The sequence below is a fragment of the Candidatus Poriferisodalis sp. genome, from assembly GCF_965208925.1.
Lineage (GTDB): Bacteria > Actinomycetota > Acidimicrobiia > Acidimicrobiales > Poriferisodalaceae > Poriferisodalis.
Genome location: NZ_OZ242364.1, coordinates 3,141,861 through 3,163,947 on the forward strand (window position 1 = coordinate 3,141,861; position 22,087 = coordinate 3,163,947).

Below are 22,087 nucleotides of genomic sequence, written 5' to 3' on the forward strand. Positions count from 1 at the left end.
TTTAGCGGGCTCGGCTGATCACCTGGCAGCGGTTGGCGTCGGTGCACGATGCCGGGTCGAGACCCCGCGCCCGCTTCAGCAGCGCAGCCAGCTCCTTGCGGGCTGAACGAAGCTGGGAAATCTGGGTGTCGATGGCATCCACATGGGCCTCGATCAGCGCCGTGGTGTGCGCGCATGACCGCTCGCCAGCGCTCTTGAGCTCGAGCACCGACGAGATCTCGGCCAGAGTCAAGCCCGTGGCCTGCGCGTCCCGGATGAATCGCAGCCGCTCGACCGCGTCGGCGGCATAGGCGCGATAGCCGCTCGCAGTCCGCTCGGGTTCATCGAGCAATCCGATCGACTCGTAATATCGGATCGTCTTCGTGCTCACCCCGCAGCGATCTCCCAGCTCTCCGATCCTCACCTGCACGACCGTACCTGACCTTCCCGATTGAACCTTCCAGCCGGAGGGAATCCCCACGAAGGACCGGCAATGAAGATCACCGCAGTCGTGCTCGACCGGGTCGGCGGGCCTGTGAGCGTCGACACGCTGGACCTCGACGAGCCCCGAGCCGGCGAGGTGCTGGTGAAGATGGCGGCATCAGGTGTCTGCCACAGCGACCAGCACGTCGTCACCGGCCGTCACCCCGGGGACCTGCCGTGCGTGCTGGGGCACGAAGGCGCGGGCGAGGTCGTAGCGCTCGGTCCCGACGTCAACCAGGTGCAGGTCGGCGACAGGGTGGCGCTCAACTGGATCCCGAGCTGCAAGGCCTGCTTCTACTGCGAACGCGGCCAGCACCACCTGTGCCGCGAGATCGTCGGACCGCTGTGGGCCGGGTTCTTGATGGACGGCACGAGCCGGCTGTCACGCGGCGACCAGATGATCCATCACTACTCGGGCATCTCGACCTGGGCCGACCACATGGTCGTCCCGCAGGCGTGCTGCTCGGTGCTCGATCCTGCTGTGCCCTTCGAGGTGGCTGCGCTGATCGGCTGTGCGGTCTCCACCGGCGTGGGTGCGGCCCTTCACCAAGGCAACGTCGGCCCCGGCGACCGGGTCGCAGTAGTGGGAGCAGGCGGCGTCGGCCTCAGCGTGATCATGGGAGCGGCACTGGCAGGCGCCGAGCGCATCATCGCTGTGGACCGGGAGCCCGCAAAGCGCGGCTTGGCGCTCGCTCTCGGCGCGACGGACTTCGTCGTGAGCGACGGCAGCGCCATCGAAGCGGTGCGAGAGCTGACCGGCGGTCGTGGCGCCGATGTCGTGTTCGAAGCCATCGGCAACCCCGGCCTCCAGCAATTCTGGATCGACGGGGTGAGACCCGGCGGTGTCCTCGTCCTGGTGGGCATCGGAGGCACCACGGAGACGACGCCGTTCAACTGCGCCGAGCTGACACGGGGCCACAAGTCGGTCAAGGGCAGCTACTTCGCCGCAACCGACGCCGGACAGGCCATCGAGGACCTGTGCGCTGCCTACCTCGCCGGCCGGTTGCCCGTCGACCGCCTCGTCTCCAAGCGGGTTCGCATCGACGACGTGCAGCAGGCCCTCGACGCCATGCTCAGCGGCACCGAGGGCCGCACGGTCATCGCCTACGACTGAGCCACATGCTCAATGCGGCTGAGCCGTCCGTCACTGCCGGACGAACTGGGCGACCGTCTCGATGTTGAGCTGACCGGCGAGCCCTGCCGTGCGGTGCACAGCCGCCTCCTGCCACTCCTGCGACGACGACATCGCCAGCAGCGCCCCCCGGTTGGGGTACTTGGCGATGGCGATCTCGTCCCAGAGCTCCTCGACCTGGCCGAGCGACAGGAACGTCACGTCCGCTGCGAACTGGATCTCGCCGCCGTAGTCCTGGATGATCCGCGACACCGCCCGGCCATAGAGCTGGTATGCCTCGTACCCGCTCAGATCGGTCTCGCGGCCGTCTTCGTACTCCGCCTTGTCCTTGAACTTCAGCAGGTTGACCATGTAGATCGGCCCGTCGGGACCGGGCTGCATCATCTCGTCGATGCGCTCGGGGCTCGTGGGCATCACTTCGTTGACGACCTCCATCAGGTCACCCTCCTGTCGTCGGCTCCATCAGTCAACTACGTCACGCTGCACAGACCGAGCGGACGGACCGCACGGCCTCGGAACGAGCAGATCAGGCCCGACCGACGAGCAGCGTGAGCTGCCCAGTCTTCTGCTGCTTGCCTGTCTGCAGCACCCGCCCCGTCGGCACTGATGTGAGCTCGACGGCGCCGTCGTCGAAGCCGGCACTGACCGACTCTGCCACGAGGTCCATGTCGCGCATCGGGCCCCAGAACGGCTCGTGGTTGTAGTAGGTGTCCCAGTCGATCATCGCCTGGGTGACGGGGTCGACCCCGGCGTACCCGGCGAAGTCGGCGTGCACCATGAGCCCGCCGGGGGCCAGCAGCCGGCGGCACTCGGCCAGGGCCCTGCGCAGCGCTGCCGGCGACATCTCGTGGATCACAATGTGCGACACGATCAGATCGAAATGGCCATCGGGAAAATCGGTGCACTCAGCATTCTGCTGGGAGAAGTGCACGGCCCGTCCGAGCGACTCGGCCCTCGCGTGGGCGTACCGCAGCACCGGCGCGCCCAAGTCAATGGCGTGGACCTCCGCGTCGGGAAACGCGTCCACATAGGGCAGCGTCGAATTGCCGGAGGTGCAGCCCATGTCGAGAATCCGGCGGGGCGAGAACTCGGGGTACGAGACCGCCAGGAAGTTCTTGCAGACGGACTGCCCGTAGTCGTCGTTGAGGGCGCCCATCTGGCCCATGGCGTACACGTAGACCCCCCGGTCGAACAGCGCCCCCACCGACACGTCGTCGTCCATGTACTCACCCCGGTAGCCGCCTGGCATCGCATGGATGTCGACCTCAGCGTTGTACCAGGGGATCTCCAGATCGGGGTCGAGGCGCAACGACCCGAGCCCCGCTTCGGCTGCGCGGGCACGCTCGGCAAGCTCGGGGGCTTGGCGGCTGATGGCATCGCTGACCGAGCTCCACAGCAGATGCTGGCTGGATCGGCGCACCGAGCTCCACAGCCGGTAGTAGGTGTCGGAGCTGAGCGCTTCGCGGACTTCGTGACGGTCGGCGGGCTCTGCGCCGTGCTCGTCAACCCACTGTCCGCGGACCCGCCGGTCGTAGATCTCTCGCACGCCAGGGCTCACCCGGGTTGCGATGTGCGACTTCAGCGCCTGGACGAAGCTCTCCCGGGCGGTCTCGTCGTGCGTCTCGGCGGGCAGAAGCGGATGTGTTTGCTGGCTCATCTGGCTGTTTCCCCTCTAGAGCTCTGCGAAGGCCCGATCGACGACCCCGAGATAGCGGTCCTCGGTGTCGCCGGCCAGCGCCTCCTCGCGCATCTCCTCGAACACGCGGTACACGCGCCCGGCAAATGCTGCTGCGTCCGCAGCACGGGCGGCCGTCTCGTCGGCATCGGGCCGGTACGACTCGATCGCAGCAGCGGCATCGATGCCGGCCTGTGCCAGCACCGCTTCCAGCGTGGACTGCCGCTCACGCAGCGCCCAAACCTCAGCCGCGAGCGCCGTCACGATGGCCAGAACGGCATCGGTCGCACCGTCGTCGTCGAAGAACGTCGGCCTCGCACCGCGCGCCGTGGTCGGGAAGCTCCGTCCCTCCACCGGCTGGGCCTGCGGCGCTGTGGGCTCGCCCATCACCCCAGCTTCGCAGAATCTCTCTCCACTGGGCGGCCTTGCGCGAATACGTCCAGGATCCAAGTGGTTGCCGGCGAATAGACGTCGATGAAAACGGCCGGCTCGTCGCCGAGGACCTCGCCGCCGTGGGGCACGCCACCCGGCGCGTACCACCCATCGCCCGGCCCGATCTCGCGGGTCTCCTCGCCCACCGTCAGTCGCATGCGGCCGGACAGCAGCAGGCTGAACTGCTCGTGGGGGTGGCTGTGCATCTCGTAGGTTGCACCCGGGTCGTAGGTGGCCCGGATCATGTGCATGTGCTCGCCGGTCAGGATCTGCGCTTCGACCTGATCCGCGTCCCAGCGGGTGGTGCCGAGCTCGTCCCAGCTGAAGATGCGCCGTCCCGTCATCTCGGCGCCATGCTCGTTGAACTGCGGCTCGTTCATGCTGCCCGTTTCGGGTTGTGACATGGCGGTCCGTGCCCTGGATTCCGAACATACACTGGTGTAGGTAGCAGGCTGAGAGGTCTGACGGCAGCAGCGTGGGGTTGCTCGGGGGTGATGCGATGCCCTTGACGTCATCGTCGCCCGAAGGCGGGCGGGCAATGTGGAACTATGCGCCGGAATTGCCGCTGCGCTCGGCGCCGTTCCTGCATTGGCCGCCGCGGCCCGTCGCCATAGCGAGACATCTCGGGCGTACGTGGCTGCCGCTGCGTTCGCGCTTCTTCATGCTGGCGGTGGCGTTCGGGATCTGGGCATGGTTCATGCCATCGCTCGAGCGCACGAAGAGCCTCGAATTCGGCTGGATTTTCGAGATCTGGCTTCGGAACCTGGTCTTGGTGACGCTCGTCGCCGGCGGGCTGCATGTCTGGTTCTACGTCGTCGGCCGCCAGGGCGATTCACTGCGTTACGACGCACGGCCGTTCGGTCGCAACAAGCGGGTGTTCCTGTTCGGAAACCAGGTGCGCGAGAACGTCGTGCTCACGCTGACCTCCGCCGTGGTGATCTTGACCGCCTTCGAGTCGTTGATCTTGTGGGCCTACGCCAACGGGCACGCACGCCTCATCTCGCTCGACAGCAGTCCCGTGTGGTTCGTGGTGTTTCTGGTGGTCATCCCGTGGTGGTCGATTTTGTACTTCTCGGCCCATCATCGGCTGCTGCACGTCGGCCCCGCCTACCGCCGTATCCACTCGTGGCACCACCGCAATACCAACGTCGGCCCATGGTCAGGGCTGTCGATGCACCCCGCCGAGCATCTCGTGCTGTTCTCCGACGTGGTGCTGCTGTTCCTGCTGCCGTCGCACCCGCTGCACCTGTACTTCATGATGATGCACCACGGTCTGGGGGCGCCCCTGTCGCACACCGGCTACGACGCACTCCTGCTCGGCCCACGCAACGGTCGCCGAGCCAGGTTCGAGCTGGGCGACTTCCACCATCAGATCCACCACCGGTTCATCGAATGCAACTACGGCGGGTACGAATCACCGCTGGACGAGATGCTCGGCGCCTGGCACGACGGGACGCCCGAAGGCGCTGCCGTACTGGCACACCGGTCTCGCAAGCGGGCCGCGACATCATGAGCCGCACTTCATGAGTCGAGACTTCGTGCGATGGCAGACCGGCGTGAGTCCGAACGTGCGCCACCGAAGGGCTGCCTGATGTTCCTGACGCTCTGGGCGACGCCGCGTTCGATCTCGACCGCATTCGAGTGGATGATGCGCCAGCGAGGCGACTTCGAGTGCTTCCACGAACCGTGGAACGAGCTCTATTACTACGGAGCAGACCGCCACTCGGAGCGCGACGCGCATGTCGAAGCGCGACCGGGCCACACCTACGCAGCGTTCTGGACCGAGATCACTGCGCTTGCCGAGCGCCGCAACGTATTCGTGAAGGACTTCGCCTACTCGGTCGAGCACGATCTCGACGAGGCCAAGCTCGCAGCGATGACCAACACGTTCCTGATCCGCGAGCCGAGACGGGTGATCCAAGGCCTAGGTCATCACTGGCCTGACTGCACGTGGGAAGAGGTCGGGTTCGAGTCGCTGCACCGGCTGTTCGGCCGGATTGCAAACCGTGACGGTGCTCCCCCGCCGGTCATCGACGCCGCCGACCTGACCGGCGATCCCGACGGAACTATCCGGGCATTCTGCGCAGCAGTGGGTATCGAGTTCATTGCCGAGGCGCTGTCGTGGGAATCGGGCGAACGCACCGAGGTGAGCTGGTACGGCGAGGGCACCGGCCCGTGGCACGACAACCTGCGCCAGAGCACCGGCATCGCGCCGCCCCGCACCGAGTACCCGCCGCTCGCCGAGACACCGCGCCTGCTGGAGATGTACGAACGCAGCCTGCCGCTCTACGACGCCATGGCGGCCCACAAGCTCCAGCCGGCGGCGTGACCAGGCGCTGCTCGTTGCCGCGGGGCCGTTCCAGTCAGTAGATGTACGCCATGCGAAGGTTCGTCATCGGTCTGCTCGCGGGGATTCGGGGCATCTCTGGGTGGGTGTGGAAGCTCCGGGACAAGTCACCCGACGACGTGGCTGACCAGCGGATCACCAGCGGGCAGTCGTGGGACGAGTTCTGCGATTCGCTCAAGGCGGCGGGGGCTGCACTGCAATTTCCCGGAACGCCGCGGAATGCGTTCGACCAAGCCGAGGGTTACCGGTACCTGAGCCGCATCGCCCGAGCAGGCCTGATGGCCTTCGTCGAGCACGCCGACCCGAAGGCGCCGGTGCTGCACCGTGTAGTCGGCGAGACCACCAAGATGGGCGCAGACAACCCCGACAACTTCTACCTGACGGCCAGGCTGGACGGGAACTACGAGTACAGGATCACCGGCCGCCGCAACGACATCGCCTACCTGAGCTTCGGCACCCAAGCCGGCCACTACGGCCAAGGCGGCGGCCTGCCCCCCACCGGCTACCTCGAGTCCGACGACATCGACATGGACGCGGACGGGCACTTCGAATTGGTGCTCAGCAGCACCCCGCACGAGGGCAACTGGCTGCCGATGGCCGCTGAGACAGGCGTGCTCGTGGTGCGCCAGACCTACGGCGACCGCAACGCCGAGACTCCCGCTGACCTCACCATCGAGCGCATCAACTGCGCTCCCCCCGAGGCTCGTGCGTCCCATCTGACGGCGAAGGCGCTCGATGACGGGCTCCGCAATGCCGGCTCGCTGGTGATGGGAGCTCCGTTGCTGTTCGCGAAGTGGGCGCGGGACTTCCAGAAACACACCAACGAGCTGCCCCGGTTCGACCCGGATGTGTCGCTCGCGGCCGGCGGCGACCCCAACATCGCCTACTACCACAGCCACTGGGCGCTCGAGCCTGACGAAGCGCTGGTGATCGAGGCCACGCCGCCCGACTGCGAGCTCTGGAACTTCCAGCTCAACAACTACTGGATGGAGTCGCTGGACTATCGCCACTACACCATCCACACCAACAATCACCTCGCCAGCTACCAAGCGGACGGTTCGGTGCGGATCGTGGTGGCCCACACCGATCCCGAACTGCCGAACTGGATCGACACGGCGGGCCACACGTCGGGGACGATGTGCTTTCGCTGGGTTCGAGCCACCGAACACCCCCAGCCGGGCTGCCGGGTGGTCAAGTTCGCCAGCCTTGCGGAACTGCACCGTGGCTGATCCCTCGGGCACTGGAGGGGCACGGTGACCTCCACCGACTACGAGCACCCCTTCCGCCCCGCCCCGGTCAGGCTTCTCAATCGGCTCGGCCGGGCCGGCTCGAATCTCGGTCTGTCTGACCGCTTGGACGCTGAGGCGCTGCGAGAGGCTGCGCGGCGCAAGTCCGGCCTCAGCGACTTCGGCGACGACGGTCACGCCGAGGCCCTGGAGGTGCTGGTCACCTCGATCAACGCCGAAGCCCGCCTGAACGCGACCGGCCGACTGATCCAGCGGTCGCGCCTCACGGCGGCGCTGGTGCAGCGGCTGCGGATCGAAGACTTGCTGCGACGGCATCCCGAGATAGCTGACATCGACCTTGGCACGGTCATCGTGATCAGCGGCCTGCAGCGCACCGGCACCACCCTGCTGCATCGCCTAATGAGCTCCCATCCGGACATACGCAGCCTCTCCGGCGCCGAGGCCTTGGTGCCGGTGCCGGGCACCCCAGACCGCGACCGTGCCGAGCGGGCGCGCAAGCGGCAGGCGGTGCTCGCCCAGAAGTCGATCTCCTACCTGTCGCCCGAGTTCATGGCCATCCACCCGATCAGCCACGACGAGCCAGAGGAAGACGTCCTGCTGCTGGACCTGTGCTTCATGAGCCAGTCGCCCGAGGCGACGATGCATGTGCCGACCTACGCCCGCTGGCTGGAATCCCAGGACCACACCCCGGCGTACGAGTACCTCCGCCGGGTGCTGCAGGTGCTGTCGTGGCAGCGGCCCGGCGGTACCTGGGTGCTGAAGACTCCGCACCACCTAGAGCATCTCGACGTACTCCTACGCGTGTTCGAGGGCGCCACCGTCGTGCAGACCCATCGAGATCCGCGCATCGCGCTCGCCTCGTTCTGCAGCATGGTCGCCCACGGCCGCGGGATGTTCAGCGATCAGGTCGATCCGGTCGAGATCGGCCGTCACTGGAGCGCCAAGACGCACCGGATGGTGGAGCGGGCGATGGCAGTTCGGGCCGATTCACCGGCCGAACAGTTCGTCGACGTCTCGTACTACAACCTCATGGCCGATCCCATCGCCGAGGTACAGCGCATCTGTGAGCACGCAGGGATCCCCTTCGACGAACGCGCATCGGGGGCGGCCACGCAGTACCTGGAGGCGAACCCGAAGAACCGCTTCGGCAGGCACGACTACCGGCTCGAGGACTTCGGCTTGACCGACGACATGGTCGACGAGGCGTTCGCGGCCTACCGGAAGGCCTACGCAATCCCCATTGAGAGCGACCAGGGCCGCTCCGCCGAGCAGCCCGCCGATGCGGGGCAGCCGGGACGTGGGCTCGGCGACAGCAACTTCGTCGGAGCCCTGGTGACGGCGGTCCGCGACCTCCGCAACCCGAAAACTCCCGATGTCGACCCGATCCCCGATGACGTGCGGATCGACGGCAAGACCTGCCTGGTGACCGGCGCCAACAGCGGACTGGGCCGAGCTGCCGCCGTCGGGCTCGCCCGGCGCGGCGGCAGGATGATCCTGGCGTGCCGCCCGGGCCACGACACGATCTGCGACGAGATCAAGCGGGAGTCCGGCTCGGAGAGCGTAGAGCTGGTCGAGGTGAACCTCGCCGATCTCCGCTGGGTCCATCGCTGCTGCGATGAGCTGCGTGACCGGGGCACTCGCATCGACATCGCACTCATGAACGCCGGTCTCATGACGCCTACAGCGAGACGGTCCCCGCAGGGCTACGACACCATGCTCGCCGTCCATTTCCTGGCGAACCGCGTCATGATCGACCGCTGGTTGGCCGACGGCGTGATCGACCCGTCGCAGGCCGGCGGCGACACCCCAAGGATCGTGTTCGTCTCCTCAGAAGCGCATCGGTCCAGCGCCGACCTCGACATCGAGCGTCTCGACGCCTTCACGCCCTATGGCATGAGGGACGCCATGCGGCACTACGGCCTGAGCAAGCTGGCGCTCTGCACCTATGCCACCGAACTGTCACGCCGCCTCAACCCCGGCGACGGCGTCGACGTTGCCGTGCACTCGCTGTGCCCGGGCGGCGTCGCAACGAACATCGCCCGCGAGGCCCCGCCGATGCTGAAGCCGATCGTCGATCCGGTGCTGCGACGGCTGTTCCGTTCGCCTGCGGATGCCATCGACCCGGTCATCTACCTCTGCTGTGCTCCCGAGGCCGGCGGCTCCACCGGTCTCTACCTGCACCTGATGCATCGCAAGCAGGTGTCCGAACGCGCATCTGACCCGGCGAATGGCACCAAGCTGTGGGACGCGAGCCAAGTCCTCGTCGAGGAGTCGCGAGGTATCCGATGAGCGCAACCCTGCCAGCCGAGCTGCGGCTGACTCATCTCGAGCAACTCGAGGCAGAGGCCGTCCACATCATGCGCGAGGTGGTCGCCCAGTGCGAGCGGCCCGTCATGCTGTACTCGATCGGCAAGGACTCCTCGGTGCTGCTGCATCTGGCCCGCAAGGCGTTCTTCCCCGGAAATATCCCATTCCCGCTCCTGCATGTGGACACGACCTGGAAGTTCCGGGAGATGATCTCGTTCCGCCAGCGCATGGCCGCCGAGATCGGGTTCGAGCTGATCGTCCACACCAATGCCGACGGTGTCGCCCAGGGCATCAACCCGTTCGACCACGGCTCGAAGAACTACACCGACATCATGAAGACCCAAGCCTTGCGGCAGGCGCTGGACGCCGGCGGGTTCGACGCGGCGTTCGGAGGCGCCCGGCGCGACGAGGAGAAATCACGGGCCAAGGAGCGGGTCTTCAGCTTCCGTGACGCCCACCACCGCTGGGACCCGAAGAACCAGCGTCCCGAGCTGTGGAACCTCTACAACGGGCGGGTCAACAAGGGCGAGTCCATCCGGGTGTTCCCCATGAGCAACTGGACCGAGCTCGACGTGTGGCAGTACATCCACCTCGAGGACATCCCCATCGTGCCGCTGTACTTCGCCGCCGAGCGGCCCGTGGTGGAGCGCGAGGGCGTGCTGATCATGGTGGACGACGATCGGTTCGTGTTCGAGGAGGGCGAGACGGTCGAGCAGCGGTTGGTCCGGTTCCGCACGCTGGGCTGCTACCCGCTGTCGGGGGCGATCGAATCGACAGCCACGACGCTGCCGGAGATCATCGGCGAGATGCGGGCGGCCACCCGTTCGGAGCGGGAAGGCCGGGTGATCGACTTCGACCAGTCGGGCTCCATGGAGCAGAAGAAGCGCGAGGGCTACTTCTGATGGATCTGCTGCGCTTGTTGACGTGCGGCAGCGTGGACGACGGCAAGTCGACGCTGATCGGCCGCCTGCTGCATGACTCCCAGCTGATCTACGAGGACGTGCTGGCCGGCTTGGAAGCAGACTCGGCGGCCCACGGCTCAGCAGGCGATCAGGTCGATCTGGCGTTGCTGATGGACGGCTTGCGGGCCGAGCGGGAGCAGGGCATCACCATCGATGTGGCGTACCGCTACTTCTCCACAGCGAAGCGCACGTTCATCATCGCCGACACCCCGGGGCACCCCCAGTACACGCGCAACATGGCGACGGGCGCCTCGACCTGCGACCTCGCGGTCATCCTGATCGACGCCCGCCACGGTGTGCTGCCCCAGACCAAACGCCACAGCCACATCGCCAGCCTGTTGGGCATCCGCCGGGTCGTGGTCGCGGTCAACAAGATGGACCTCATCGGCTGGTCGCAGGATCGGTTCACCGAGATCTGCGAGAACTACCGCTCGTTCGCCAAAGCGCTCGGGTTCGGCGAGCCGCACTTCCTGCCGATATCGGCGCTGCTGGGCGACAACGTCGTCAACGCCAGCGACAACCTGGGTTGGTTCGACGGGCCGCCGCTGCTGGAGCACCTCGAAACGGTCGACATCGACACCGAGACGGACACCGTGCACTTCCGCATGCCGGTGCAGTTGGTGTCTCGCCCCGATGCGGAATTCCGCGGGTACGCCGGGACCATCGCCTCGGGAACGCTCCGGCCGGGTGATGAGGTGGTGGCGCTGCCATCGGGACTCAGCTCGGCCGTGGAACGGATCGCAACCTTCGACGGCGACCTCGATCTCGCCGGGCCGGGGCGGGCGGTGACGGTGACGCTCGCCGACGACATCGACATCAGCCGGGGCGATCTGCTGGTGACGCCGGGAGGCGAACCGCAGCGAGCACACGACCTCGACGCCATGGTGGTGTGGATGGCCGACGCCGGCGCCGAACCCGGCAGCTCCTACCTGCTCCAGGCCGCCAACGCTGTGTCGAACTGCACGATTCGCAGCATCCGGCATCGGATCGACATCGATTCCGGCGCACATGAACAGGCACCGGGCCTCGGGCTCAATGACATCGGGCACTGCGTCATCACGTCTGACCGGGAGCTCGCGTTCGATCCGTACAGCGCCAACCGGGCGACGGGTTCATTCGTGCTCGTCGACCGGCTCACCAACGCGACGCTGGCCGCGGGCATGATCATCGGGGCGGCCTCGGCGTGGGACCGCACGCCCGATGCGGCGCTCGTGCGCCAACGGTCGGAGATCAGCGATGCCGAGCGGGCCATCCGCTTCGGCCAGCAGCCGTGCACCATCCTGCTCACCGGGCTCACTGCGGCCGGCAAGTCCACCCTGGCCACGGCGCTGGAGCGAGAGCTGTTCGATCGGGGCAAGGTGTCGATCCGCCTCGACGGCGAGAACGTGCGCATGGGCATCTCCCGTGACCTGGGGTTCAGCACCCAGGAACGCTCGGAGAACCTGCGCAGGGTGTCCGAGGTTGCACGGCTCGCGAACGGCCAGGGGCTGATCGCCATCGCCGCGCTGGTGGCACCCGATCACGTGGTTCGACAACGTGCCCGCGATCTTGTCGGTGCGGAGCGTTACGTGGAGGTATTCGTGGACACGCCCATCGAGGTCTGCCGCGAGCGCGACCCCCATGGCCTGTACGCGATGGCCGATCAGGGCGAGATTCCACGCTTCCCCGGCGTGTCGGCCCGCTATGACCGGCCGACCGATGCCGATCTGCGCGTCGACACGTCCGCCCAGAGCGTGGACGAGTGTGTCGAGGCGATCCTGCGCATGCTCACCGAACGCGGCTTTCTGCGAGGACCGAGCACGCCGTGAACGCCGCCAGCCCGAATGGCGGGGGCGAGCCGGTGTCGCGCAACATCGTGCGGGCTGAAGGGCGGGTGACCGGCGCCGACCGCGAGGCGCACTTCGGCCATCGCGCCATGACGGTGTGGTTCACCGGCCTGTCGGGCAGCGGCAAGTCGACCCTGGCGTTCGCCTTGGAAGAAGCACTGCTGGAACGAGGTGTCGCCGCCTACGTGCTCGACGGCGACAACATCCGCTTCGGGCTCAACCGTGACCTGGGCTTCTCGCCGGAGGACCGCACCGAGAACATCCGCCGCATCGGCGAGGTGTGCCGCCTGTTCACCGACGCCGGCATCGTCGTGCTGACAGCGTTCATCTCACCCTACGTCGCCGACCGCGACCAGGTGCGTGCGATCCATCCCGACGGCGCGTTTGTGGAGGTGTACGTCGACACACCGCTCGACGTCTGCGAAGCCCGCGACCCCAAGGGCCTGTACGTGAAGGCCCGCGCCGGCGAGATCCCCGATTTCAGCGGCATCTCCGCCCCCTACGAGCCGCCGCCCTCCCCCGAGTTCACTATCGACACCTCCCAGCCCCTCGACGCCTGCACCGCCCAGCTCCTCGCCGCCCTCCCCCTGACAACCGGCCGCTGAGCGGCGGTTACCTCAGGGCAGGCTCGAATCCGCGCAGATTCTTGCGCGCCGTGCTGGCTAGTGCGAGCCGAACGGGTCGAGCAGGGGCACGTCGAACGGCTCGAAGTCTCGGACGTTTCTTGTCACGACGATCAGCCGATGCACCTTTGCGATGGCCGCGATCATTGCGTCCAGCATCAGTGTGTCTGACCGGCGATGCATAAGCCGGGCCCACTCGCGCCAGGAGGCTGCGTCCATCGCCAGGATGTCGAAGCCGCCGAGCAGCTGCTGTGCGAGCCACGCCTCCAGTTCATCCGCCTTGGCGGGATCCTGCTCGCGGGTGAACTCGATCCCGGCCTGGATCTCGCCGATGGTCACCGCTGAGAGGAACATGTCCCCAGAGCGAGTCCCCCGGACCCATTCGACGACTGACGGGTGCGGACGCGTCCGGCGCAATTCGGAAACGATGTTGGTGTCCAGCAGGTACACGGGAGTCAGCCGAGGTCCGGTGGGCGCCGGCGTTGGAAGCCCCGCCGAGGCGGAGTCAGATGGTCGGTGCGGACATCGGGTGCCAGCAGCCAGTCCTTGAGGTCCGGGCGTGCGTTGCGCTGGAGTCGTTCCCACTCCTCGATCGGCACCAGCACAGCAGTCGGCACGCCGCGCAGCGTCACCGTCTGGGGCCCGTCGCTCAGGCTGCGCTGGAGAAACTCGCTGAAGCGAGACTTGGCCTCCTGCACCTGCCAGGTATCCGCCATGACATCCTCCCCGTCCGAATTGTGCAGTAGCAGACTAGTCTGCTGACTAGACAAATCGTTTCCCTGAGTTGCCGGTTCGAGGTGTCCAGGGATTCGCCCGAGTCGCTGCGCCGTAGCGGCACGAGGTCTACCTGATCAGTCTCAGCACTATCCAGTCATTTTGAGTCGAGAACAGTTGGACAGAGCAGACGAGTCAGTCGACGCCGGAGGCCGAACTGTGGGGCACCCGCCCGAAATGGGGAACTCGGCCCGGACCTCGATGGACACTCCGACGGTTGCGACGGTGAGACACTCAGGAATCGGCAGTGCCCCGACCCACGGCGAGGTGACGGTGACAGAGCAACTCCCGCCTGTGGATCTCGACAAGACCGTCGATGCGATGGACACCCCGGATCGATCGATCTATTCCGGGGCCGAGTGGACCGCACGCACCGAGCTTGCAGCGCTGTACCGGGCGATCCATCTCTACGGCATGAGCGACTTGGTGAACGGGGCGATCGGTGCACGTGTGCCCGACCAGCCCAACCACTACCTCACCCATCCCTACGGCATGTACTGGGAGGAGGCGACGGCGTCGAGCTTCGTCACCGTCACGCCTGACGGTGAGCCCGTGCACGACGACAAGCGCTGGACCAACGATGGCGCGGTCAACCTGTGCCACTGGATCTTCGGCAGCCGATCCGACATCAACTTCTTCATCCACGGCCATGAGGAGGCGATCGCCGCGGTCGGTTCGCTGCGGTGCGGTCTGCTGTGGGTGAACCAGCCGGCGGTGTACCTGGGTCACATGCTCGGCTATCTCGACTACGAGTTCGACGAGACCTCCGAGTTCGGCGAGCGCTTCAGCCGCCTCGCCGCAGACCACAACCTGCTCATCAGCCGGAACCATGGCCACTATTCGTTCGGCCGGGTGCCCGGCGAAGCATTCTTCCGTTCCTACTTCCTGCGCCAGGCCTGCGAGATCCAGCTCAAGGCGATGGCCACAGGGAGCGAGCTGCACCTCATCCCCGACGCCGAAGCACAGCGCTTCCAGCAGCAGATGTACGCGTCGCCGCACTACAACTACGACGGCGCCACCGAGTGGCCCGGCCTCATCCGCAAACTGAACCGCGAGTGCCCCGGCTACGACCGCTGAACGCCGGCCAGCTCGCCGGCCATGGGTTCCGAGCGACTAGCTGAACGCCCCCCGGGGAAAGAACTGGGACCGAAGAACCGCTGGTGAGGGCCCGGCACGTCGGATAATGGAGTGAGTGACTCAGGGCGGCACTGCCACCGAGCTGCTCGCCGACGTCGTGAGCGACGCTTCGCTGCCGCTGGATCCGCGGTCGAGGGCCATCATCGACATTGGTGTCATCGATGCGCTCGGCTGCATCACGGCGGGGAGTCGCAGCGAGGTGGCCGAACGCGCCGGGCTCGCCGTGGCGGACTGCTCGCCTCCTGTCGGCCGCAAGGTGGTCGGCACCGGGCGCTACGCCGCACCTTCGAGTGCCGGGTTTCTGAATGCGACCGCGGGTCACGCGCTGGAGTTCGACGACTGGGAGATCGCGGGGAACTCGCATCCCAGCATCGTGCTGGTGCCCGCGATTCTCGCTACTTCCCGTGGGCACCTCTGCGGAGCGAGCTTGACGGCGGCGTATGCACGAGGCTTCGAAGTGATTGCTCGTGTCGGCGAGGCGATCAATTTCGAGCACTACCGACGGGGCTGGCACGCCACCGGAACGCTCGGCGCGATGGGATCGGCCGCAGCTGCCGCAGCGGTGATGGGCCTTGATCGGACGACTACTGCGCACGCCATCTCGCTGGCCTGCTCACGGTCGGGTGGCATCACCGCGCAGTTCGGCTCCGATGCCAAAGCGCTCCAGGCCGGATTCGCGGCCGAGGCCGGAGTGAGCGCAGCCATGTTGGCGGCCCAGGGCTTGACAGGCCGGCTCGACGTGCTCGAATCACCGAACGGCTACGGCGTCGTCACTGCGGGGGTACCACCGGATCGGTTCGAGACGCCGCTCACGAAGCTGGCGGCGCCCTGGGCCATCGGAGAGCACGGCCTCGGCATCAAGGCGCACCCCACGTGCGGCTACACCCACCGGGTTATCGATGCGGCGATCGAGCTGCGCTCACAGTTGGGGGGCGCGGGGATCGCCTTCGACGACATCGAGGTCATCGAGATCGCCCTGCCTGAGATGCACGCCAGCATCCTCCCGTACCAGCATCCGGCATCAGCCGACGAGGCCCGCTTCTCGCTCCCGTTCGTCGCAGCTCTGGCGCTGGTCGATGGCCAGATCACCTTGAGCGACTTCAGCTCCGCCCGCTGGGACGATCCCGTTGTGTCGATGCTCATCGAGCGCTGCCGCGTCGAACCGTTTACCCCCAGGCGACCCGAGTTGAACTACGACCCGGACGAGCCTGATTCCGTCACGGTCACCACCAGCGCCGGCCGGCGGCTCAATGCAAGCGTTGCCTTCCCGCTCGGCAGCCCTCAGCGTCCCCTGGCGAAGGCCGATGTCGTCGTCAAGGCGGCAGCGCTTACTGGCGCCGACAGCTGGGTGTTGAGGCTGCTCGAACGCTGGACCGAGCTGGACGATGTCCGGCTCTTGATTGACGCACTCGACCTGTCTGATGGATGCGGAGAACTGTCGAGGCAGGTCGCCTGATGATCAGCGACGAGAGTTCCGCCGTCGCCGACCGATCAACGTGACTGGTCGTCCTCGATGCTCAACGTTTGCATCCGTTGCTCGTAGTCGGCCCAGCCGATGAGATTCCGGGCTTCGTCGAACGTTGCACGTATGCCGCCGGCGTCGCCGCTGGATGCGAGTCTCTCTGCAGCACCACCCATTGCCGTGATGCCGGCCAGCAGCAGCGACACCGGGTAGATCACGAGCGAATAGCCGATCTCGGCGAGCGCGGTCGGGCTCAGCCACGGCGTTCTGCCGTCCTCGACGAGGTTGACGGTCTTATGGCCGGCCACTTCAGCGCAGTAGCGCTCCATCTGTTCGGGGGTCTCCAGTGCCTCCACGAAGGTGATGTCGGCACCAGCCTCCGCGAAGGCCGCTGCACGCCACAGCGCTTCGTCCAATCCGTGGGTCGCGACCGCATCGGTGCGCGCCATGACGAGAATGTCGAGACCATGCTCGGTGCGGGTGCGCACACACGCCCGGATCCGTTGCACCGCCTCGCTGCGGTCCACCACTTCTTTTCCCGCTGTGTGGCCGCAGCGCTTCGGCCATACCTGGTCCTCGATCATCACGCACGCCAGGCCTGCTTGCGCATAACCCAGCAACGTCCGCTCGGCGTTGATCGGGTTGCCGTAGCCGGTGTCGCCGTCGCCGATGATCGGCAGCGAGGTTGCCGCGCACACGCTGCGGGCCTGGTCGACCATCTCGCCGTAGCTGAGCAGGCCGACATCAGGCAGGCCGAGCCTCGCCGCTGCCACCGAGAACCCGCCGAGGAATCCGGCCTCGAACCCGGCTTGCTCCAGCAGCCGGGCCGACAACCCGTCGAAGCAGCCTGGTGCCTGGACAATCGATTTCGACTCCGATGCTGAACGCAGCAGCTCCCGGAGACGAGCGGCTGCATCGCCGTGGTTCGGGAACAGCGTCACCGTGCGTCGACCCCCTGGGTGGTGCAGCGCGTTGCTTCCATTGGGAAGGCAGTCTGTCAGGCTCATCCGGGAACTGAGCTCACGGGCAGAGCCGCTGCAACTCAGCTCGGAAGGTCGTCCCGAGTGAAGAACTCGCGGATGGCGGCGTTTACGACCGGCGGGTCCTCCAAGTGGAGAAAGTGGCCTAATTCCAAGAACTGAAGGTGTCCATTCGTTACCTCGTCAGTGACCGTCTCGTACTCGTCGGGCTGCTGGCCGGGATCCTTGGCACCTTGGAGGAAGAGCACGGGCATCGTCATCCCGGCGAACAGACCGTTCATCCGGTCCTCGAGCTCCCGGTCGAATCCGGCTGACACAAAGCTGGCGGACATGCCCTCGGGCACACCTGGCTGTGTCGTTTCTTCGATGATGCGGTCGATGTCCTGCCGGGCGATCGGCTTGGCGGTCATGGCGAGCCCGTGCGGCAGCGGTTCGAGCCCGAACGCACCGCGCTGGATGACGCCTTGAGAGAGCAGTTGGGTCCCCAATGGGCTGCGAAACAGGTCGTGCGGCGGCACCGGCTCGGAATGGGGCCGGTTGCCCGACTGCTGCATGCGGACATATCGCCGGATGCGCTGCGCCATTCCAGGAACTGAGCAGAGGTGGTCAGCGATCACAGTCCCTCGATCATGTGCGGTGAGAAAGAACCGACTGAGACCGAGCGCGTCGAACACGGCCGGCAGCTCGGCAGCCTGAGCTGCGTAGTCGTAGCCGCTGTCGAGGCGCGTGTCGGATTGGCCGTGCCCCTTGAGATCGATGGCCACAGTGAAGAAGTCGTCCGCGAGTCCGGCGACCTGGTGGTGCCATGCGAAGCAGGACTCTGGGAACCCGTGCAGGAACACGATGATTTCGGAGTTCTCCGGATCGCCGGCGGTGATGGCATGCCAGCTCAAGCCGGCGGCCTCGAAGATGCGATGCCCAATCACGTCTCCGTTCCACAGTGTCTCGACCTCGCCATCGTGGTTTCGCATCTGGTTCCCTTTCCTTGTTCGTTCAGTCTTGGGTTTCGACGGACTCGTCACGATTGGGATCACGCCGCACGCGCTTCACCGTCGGATCCGGCACCGGCACCGCCGCGAGCAGACGCTGGGTGTACTCGTGGGAAGGCGTGCGGCAGATGTCTGACGCCGGCCCTTCCTCGACAATCTCGCCGTTCGACATCACCCCGATGCGGTCGGAAAGGTGGCGCACCACCGCCAAGTCGTGAGCGATGAACAGGTACGACACGCCGGTCTCGTCACGCAGTTCGGCGAGCAAGTTGATGACCTGGGCTTGGGTGGCAACGTCGAGAGCGCTGACGGCCTCATCCAGCACGATGAGCATTGGATGTGACGCCAGAGCGCGGGCAATGGACACCCGCTGGGCCTGGCCTCCCGACAGCTCGGTGGGTCTGCGATTGAGAATCTCCCTCGGCAGGCGCACCTCGTCCAGCAGCTCGATGCTCCGGCGTCGAGCATCATCGCGGTCCCGTACGTCTGCGAGCCGACGTAGCGGCTCGGCGAGGATCATCTCCACCGTCATGGCCGGGTTCAGCGAGGCGATCGGATTCTGAAAGACCGCTTGGATGCGCCGGTGAAGCACCTCAGGGTCACGGCGCCGCAGCTCGCCGACATCATCGTCGGCCAAGCGGATGCTGCCTTTGGTCGGCGATTGCAGCCCGAGCACGCACCGGCCGGTGGTCGTCTTGCCTGAACCTGACTCCCCTACCAGCCCATAGGCCTCGCCACGGCCCACGCTGAAGGAGACGTTGCGGACGGCGTGCACCATCGAGCGTCCGAGCGAGAAGAGCCCTCCGCCGCGGAACTCGACGGTCAGTTCCTCGACGCGGAGCAGCGCGGCACCGTTCGGCGATGCAGTGTCGATCATTTCGCCGCACCCTGCCTCTGGAGATCGTCGGCGAGAACACACCGGCTGGACCGGCCATCGCCTTCGAGCGGCACCAAGCTCACGGGCCGTTCGGTGCAGTACGAGGTCATGTGCTCGCAGCGATCCGCGAAGCGGCAGCCGGGATACTCCTCGTTGGGCGCCGGTACGCGCCCTGTGATGGTGACGAGCTGATCCTCGCCACCGTCCAAGAGCGGCACGCTGGCCAGCAACGCCTGGGAATACGGATGGCCGGGCTGGGCGAAGAGGTCGTACACTCTGCCAGTCTCGACCGCCTCTCCCGCGTACATCACGACTGCCCGATCGCACACCTCGGCGACGACTCCGAGGTCGTGGGTGATGAACAGCATCGCCATCGAGAAGTCTTCGCACAGTCCGACGAGGAGCTCGAGGACCTGCTGTTGCGTCGTCACGTCGAGGGCGGTCGTGGGTTCGTCCGCGATGATGAGCGAAGGCTCGCTGGCCAAGGCCATCGCTGTCATCACCCGTTGCGCCATCCCGCCCGAGAACTGGTGGGGATAATCCCGCAGCCGCTGGCGCGGGCTGGCCACGCCCACCCGGTCAAGCAGATCGGCAGCTCGCTCGACCGCCGCCTTCCTGCTCAGATCGCCGTGTATGCGAAGCGGCTCAGCGAGCTGGAAGCCGACTGTCAGGGCCGGATTCAGCGACGCAGTGGGGTCTTGGAAGATCATGCCGATCCCAGTGCCTCGGACGCCGGCCATCTGCGACTCGGTCTTGCCGACGAGCTGCTGGCCCTCGAAGTTGATGCTCGAACCCGGATCGACGGCGAGCCCCCGTGGCAGCAGTCCGGCGATCGCCAGCGCCGTGACGGTCTTGCCGGATCCGCTCTCGCCGACGAGCCCGACAATCTCACCGGGCGCCACGTCAAACGACAGATCCCGAACGGCCGGGGCACGCCCCGTGTCCGTGGGAACCGTGACGTACAAATTGCGCACGGCCAGCACCGCATCGGGTCGGGTCGGTTCCGCCGGGGCTTCCTCGCGGCGAGCAGGCGCGCCATCGTCCGCAAGACCGACTGCCACGCCCCGACGAGCAGCCTTTATTCGTCCGCCGGACCCCTCGGCCAGCACGTCCCGAAGAGCGTCGCCGAGAGCGTTGAACGCCAGGACGGTGAATGTGATGGCGAGACCCGGAGGCCACGGCGTAATGGGATTGTCTCGCTGCAGCGATCGGGCGGCGCGCAGCATCGATCCCCATGTGGCATCCGGCTGCTGCACGCCGAGTCCGAGGAAGCTCAGGGCCGCCTCGATCAGCAGCACCGCGGCGAGGCTGATCGTGGTCTGGACAATCAGCGGCCCGTACATGTTGGGCAACAGGTAGCGCCCCAAAATCGTGCGTGTCGGCGCCCCGCTCAATTGCGCCGCCTCGATAAACGGCTCCTCACGTACCGATAGCACCATCGCTCGCGTCAATCTGATGAAGCGGAGGGCAAAGAGCACGCCGACAGCGATCATGGCGTTGGTGAGCCCCGGTCCGAGGATCGCGATGATGGCGAACGCCAGGATGAGACCGGGTAGCGAGAAGATCGCGTCGACGATCCGCATGACGATGCGGTCCCACCATCCGCCGGCATAGCCCACGAAGAGCCCGATCGGCACGCCGAGAATGAGCGCGGTACCGACAGCCTGGAGCATGGCCACGACCGCGGTCCGGGAGGAATGCACCAGGCGGGAGTAGTTGTCGCGGCCGAGATCGTCAGTTCCCAACCAGTGATCGGCGCTTGGTCCGTCCAATACCGCCGTGAACTCTGCCGTATTGGGTTCGTGCGTCGCCGCGAGAGTCGGGAACACTGCGCAGAACGCCACGAGCAGCAGCCACAGCAACGGGACATAGCCGCCGGGACGGGTGACAAGGCGTCGGAGCGGCGAACTCATGCCAGCCGAACTCGTGGATCGAAGTAGGCATAGGACATGTCGATCATCACGTTCATGAGGATCACGATGAGCGAGCTCACCATGACGATTCCCTGGACGACAGGAAGGTCCTGGGACAGCACGGCGCCGACTGCCTGCACGCCGATGCCCGGCATGCCGAAGATCTGCTCCACCAGCACCGCTCCGCCCAACATCACCGACGCCTGAAAACCGATCACAGTGGCCACCGGGATGAGGGCGTTCTTCATGCCGTGGATTACGACAACCCGCCCGAAGCGCAGCCCCTTGGCTCGAGCGGCCCGGATGTAGGGTCGTTCCAGCACATCGAGCAAGCCCCCTCGCATCTGCCGTGCGATGACAGCCGCCGAGCCGAGCCCAAGTGCAATCGAAGGCATGATCAAGTGCTTGACCCACTCGATGACGCTCTCGGTTGGCCCTGTATATCCGACCGCGGGAAGCCACCCGCGCTGAACCCCGATGTAGAACGCGAGCAAGATCGCCACCCAGAAATTGGGGACCGCGAGGCCAGTCGCCGTTGCCAGCGAGATGACACGATCGGTGAGCCGACCTTGGCGTAGCGCCGCGATCGTGCCTCCGAGCACTCCGATGATCACCGCAACGAGCAGTCCGCCGGCAGCGACCGACAGCGTCACCGGGAATCGCTCGATCAACGTGTCGCTGACGTTGCGCGATGTGATAGCAGACTTGCCGAAGTCGCCACGAACCGCATCGGTGGCCCAGTTCCAGTACTGCTCGTGCAGCGGGCGGTCGAAGCCGAGCTGTTGGTCCAGCGCGGCCACGGCCTCAGGCGAAGCCCCTTCACCCAGGATGGTCTCTGATGCCGAACCCGGCATCAGGTGCACCAGCGCGAACGCCAGCAGTGAGACAAGAAATACCAGAGGGACGGCTGTCGCCAGCCGATAGGCGAAGGTGCGGCCCACC

At 66.4% G+C, this 22,087-nt stretch carries 22 protein-coding genes; 10 read left to right on the plus strand and 12 right to left on the minus strand.

Annotation, left to right across the window (positions count from 1 at the left end; genetic code table 11):
* Window position 1 precedes the first annotated feature (1 nt).
* Window positions 2-403 carry a heavy metal-responsive transcriptional regulator gene (locus ACOGI5_RS13805; protein ID WP_419864984.1) on the minus strand — a complete coding sequence of 134 codons (402 nt, stop codon included), beginning with the start codon at window positions 401-403 and terminating at the stop codon, window positions 2-4.
* Window positions 404-472: 69 nt separating this feature from the next.
* Here ACOGI5_RS13805 and ACOGI5_RS13810 point away from each other — a divergent pair, with 69 nt between their 5' ends.
* On the plus strand, window positions 473-1,576 hold the full coding sequence (locus ACOGI5_RS13810; RefSeq protein WP_419864985.1) for a zinc-binding dehydrogenase: 1,104 nt from the start codon (window positions 473-475) through the stop codon (window positions 1,574-1,576).
* Between the two features lie 30 nt (window positions 1,577-1,606).
* Here the strand turns inward: ACOGI5_RS13810 and ACOGI5_RS13815 are convergent, their stop codons facing one another.
* From ACOGI5_RS13815 to ACOGI5_RS13830, 4 genes are all read right to left on the minus strand, one after another.
* Window positions 1,607-2,029 carry a DUF1330 domain-containing protein gene (locus ACOGI5_RS13815; RefSeq protein ID WP_419864986.1) on the minus strand — a complete coding sequence of 141 codons (423 nt, stop codon included), beginning with the start codon at window positions 2,027-2,029 and terminating at the stop codon, window positions 1,607-1,609.
* A gap of 91 nt (window positions 2,030-2,120) precedes the next feature.
* Window positions 2,121-3,251 carry a methyltransferase domain-containing protein gene (locus ACOGI5_RS13820; RefSeq protein ID WP_419864987.1) on the minus strand — a complete coding sequence of 377 codons (1,131 nt, stop codon included), beginning with the start codon at window positions 3,249-3,251 and terminating at the stop codon, window positions 2,121-2,123.
* A 15-nt stretch (window positions 3,252-3,266) separates the two neighbouring features.
* The gene (locus tag ACOGI5_RS13825) at window positions 3,267-3,656 is read right to left on the minus strand and encodes a hypothetical protein (protein WP_419864988.1); all 390 of its coding nucleotides are present in this window, start codon (window positions 3,654-3,656) and stop codon (window positions 3,267-3,269) included.
* Window positions 3,656-4,105 carry a cupin domain-containing protein gene (locus ACOGI5_RS13830; RefSeq protein WP_419864989.1) on the minus strand — a complete coding sequence of 150 codons (450 nt, stop codon included), beginning with the start codon at window positions 4,103-4,105 and terminating at the stop codon, window positions 3,656-3,658. The genes ACOGI5_RS13825 and ACOGI5_RS13830 overlap by 1 nt, the downstream gene beginning before the upstream one ends.
* A 95-nt stretch (window positions 4,106-4,200) precedes the next feature.
* Between ACOGI5_RS13830 and ACOGI5_RS13835 the strand changes: the two genes are divergently transcribed.
* From ACOGI5_RS13835 to cysC, 7 genes are read left to right on the plus strand one after another with little or no spacing between them, the layout of a single operon-like run.
* Window positions 4,201-5,214 (plus strand): sterol desaturase family protein, encoded by a 1,014-nt coding sequence (locus ACOGI5_RS13835; RefSeq protein WP_419864990.1) that lies wholly within the window; start codon window positions 4,201-4,203, stop codon window positions 5,212-5,214.
* Window positions 5,215-5,244: 30 nt separating this feature from the next.
* On the plus strand, window positions 5,245-6,030 hold the full coding sequence (locus ACOGI5_RS13840) for a sulfotransferase family protein (RefSeq protein WP_419864991.1): 786 nt from the start codon (window positions 5,245-5,247) through the stop codon (window positions 6,028-6,030).
* 50 nt (window positions 6,031-6,080) lie between these two features.
* Entirely contained in the window at window positions 6,081-7,277 is a 1,197-nt protein-coding gene (locus ACOGI5_RS13845; RefSeq protein WP_419864992.1) for a DUF1214 domain-containing protein, read from the plus strand.
* 24 nt (window positions 7,278-7,301) lie between these two features.
* Complete coding sequence (locus tag ACOGI5_RS13850) at window positions 7,302-9,584, plus strand: SDR family NAD(P)-dependent oxidoreductase (RefSeq protein WP_419864993.1); 2,283 nt, start codon at window positions 7,302-7,304, stop codon at window positions 9,582-9,584.
* On the plus strand, window positions 9,581-10,504 hold the full coding sequence (gene cysD, locus ACOGI5_RS13855; RefSeq protein WP_419864994.1) for a sulfate adenylyltransferase subunit CysD: 924 nt from the start codon (window positions 9,581-9,583) through the stop codon (window positions 10,502-10,504). The genes ACOGI5_RS13850 and cysD overlap by 4 nt, the downstream gene beginning before the upstream one ends.
* The gene (cysN, locus tag ACOGI5_RS13860) at window positions 10,504-12,372 is read left to right on the plus strand and encodes a sulfate adenylyltransferase subunit CysN (protein WP_419864995.1); all 1,869 of its coding nucleotides are present in this window, start codon (window positions 10,504-10,506) and stop codon (window positions 12,370-12,372) included. The genes cysD and cysN overlap by 1 nt, the downstream gene beginning before the upstream one ends.
* Window positions 12,369-12,995, plus strand: coding sequence for an adenylyl-sulfate kinase (gene cysC, locus ACOGI5_RS13865; protein ID WP_419864996.1), 627 nt, complete (start codon window positions 12,369-12,371; stop codon window positions 12,993-12,995). The genes cysN and cysC overlap by 4 nt, the downstream gene beginning before the upstream one ends.
* A 57-nt stretch (window positions 12,996-13,052) precedes the next feature.
* On the opposite strand, the gene ACOGI5_RS13870 is transcribed toward cysC, so the two are convergent.
* Together ACOGI5_RS13870 and ACOGI5_RS13875 are read right to left on the minus strand one after the other, a co-directional pair.
* A complete protein-coding gene (locus ACOGI5_RS13870) occupies window positions 13,053-13,463 on the minus strand; it encodes a type II toxin-antitoxin system VapC family toxin (protein ID WP_419864997.1) in 411 nt (136 codons plus the stop codon).
* 5 nt (window positions 13,464-13,468) lie between these two features.
* Window positions 13,469-13,729: a type II toxin-antitoxin system Phd/YefM family antitoxin gene (locus ACOGI5_RS13875; RefSeq protein ID WP_419864998.1), complete on the minus strand. Its 261-nt coding sequence runs from the start codon at window positions 13,727-13,729 to the stop codon at window positions 13,469-13,471.
* 283 nt (window positions 13,730-14,012) lie between these two features.
* Between ACOGI5_RS13875 and ACOGI5_RS13880 the strand changes: the two genes are divergently transcribed.
* The gene (locus tag ACOGI5_RS13880) at window positions 14,013-14,864 is read left to right on the plus strand and encodes a class II aldolase/adducin family protein (protein WP_419864999.1); all 852 of its coding nucleotides are present in this window, start codon (window positions 14,013-14,015) and stop codon (window positions 14,862-14,864) included.
* Window positions 14,865-14,979: 115 nt separating this feature from the next.
* On the plus strand, window positions 14,980-16,380 hold the full coding sequence (locus tag ACOGI5_RS13885) for an MmgE/PrpD family protein (protein ID WP_419865000.1): 1,401 nt from the start codon (window positions 14,980-14,982) through the stop codon (window positions 16,378-16,380).
* Between the two features lie 35 nt (window positions 16,381-16,415).
* Here the strand turns inward: ACOGI5_RS13885 and ACOGI5_RS13890 are convergent, their stop codons facing one another.
* The 5 genes from ACOGI5_RS13890 to ACOGI5_RS13910 are packed head-to-tail and all read right to left on the minus strand — an operon-like array spanning window position 16,416 to window position 22,086.
* A complete protein-coding gene (locus tag ACOGI5_RS13890; protein ID WP_419865001.1) occupies window positions 16,416-17,393 on the minus strand; it encodes an isocitrate lyase/PEP mutase family protein in 978 nt (325 codons plus the stop codon).
* A 35-nt stretch (window positions 17,394-17,428) separates the two neighbouring features.
* Complete coding sequence (locus ACOGI5_RS13895) at window positions 17,429-18,337, minus strand: alpha/beta fold hydrolase (protein ID WP_419865002.1); 909 nt, start codon at window positions 18,335-18,337, stop codon at window positions 17,429-17,431.
* A gap of 22 nt (window positions 18,338-18,359) precedes the next feature.
* Window positions 18,360-19,232 carry an ATP-binding cassette domain-containing protein gene (locus tag ACOGI5_RS13900; RefSeq protein WP_419865003.1) on the minus strand — a complete coding sequence of 291 codons (873 nt, stop codon included), beginning with the start codon at window positions 19,230-19,232 and terminating at the stop codon, window positions 18,360-18,362.
* Complete coding sequence (locus ACOGI5_RS13905; protein ID WP_419865004.1) at window positions 19,229-21,145, minus strand: dipeptide/oligopeptide/nickel ABC transporter permease/ATP-binding protein; 1,917 nt, start codon at window positions 21,143-21,145, stop codon at window positions 19,229-19,231. The genes ACOGI5_RS13900 and ACOGI5_RS13905 overlap by 4 nt, the downstream gene beginning before the upstream one ends.
* Complete coding sequence (locus tag ACOGI5_RS13910) at window positions 21,142-22,086, minus strand: ABC transporter permease (protein WP_419865005.1); 945 nt, start codon at window positions 22,084-22,086, stop codon at window positions 21,142-21,144. The genes ACOGI5_RS13905 and ACOGI5_RS13910 overlap by 4 nt, the downstream gene beginning before the upstream one ends.
* Between the last annotated feature and the right edge of the window lies 1 nt (window position 22,087).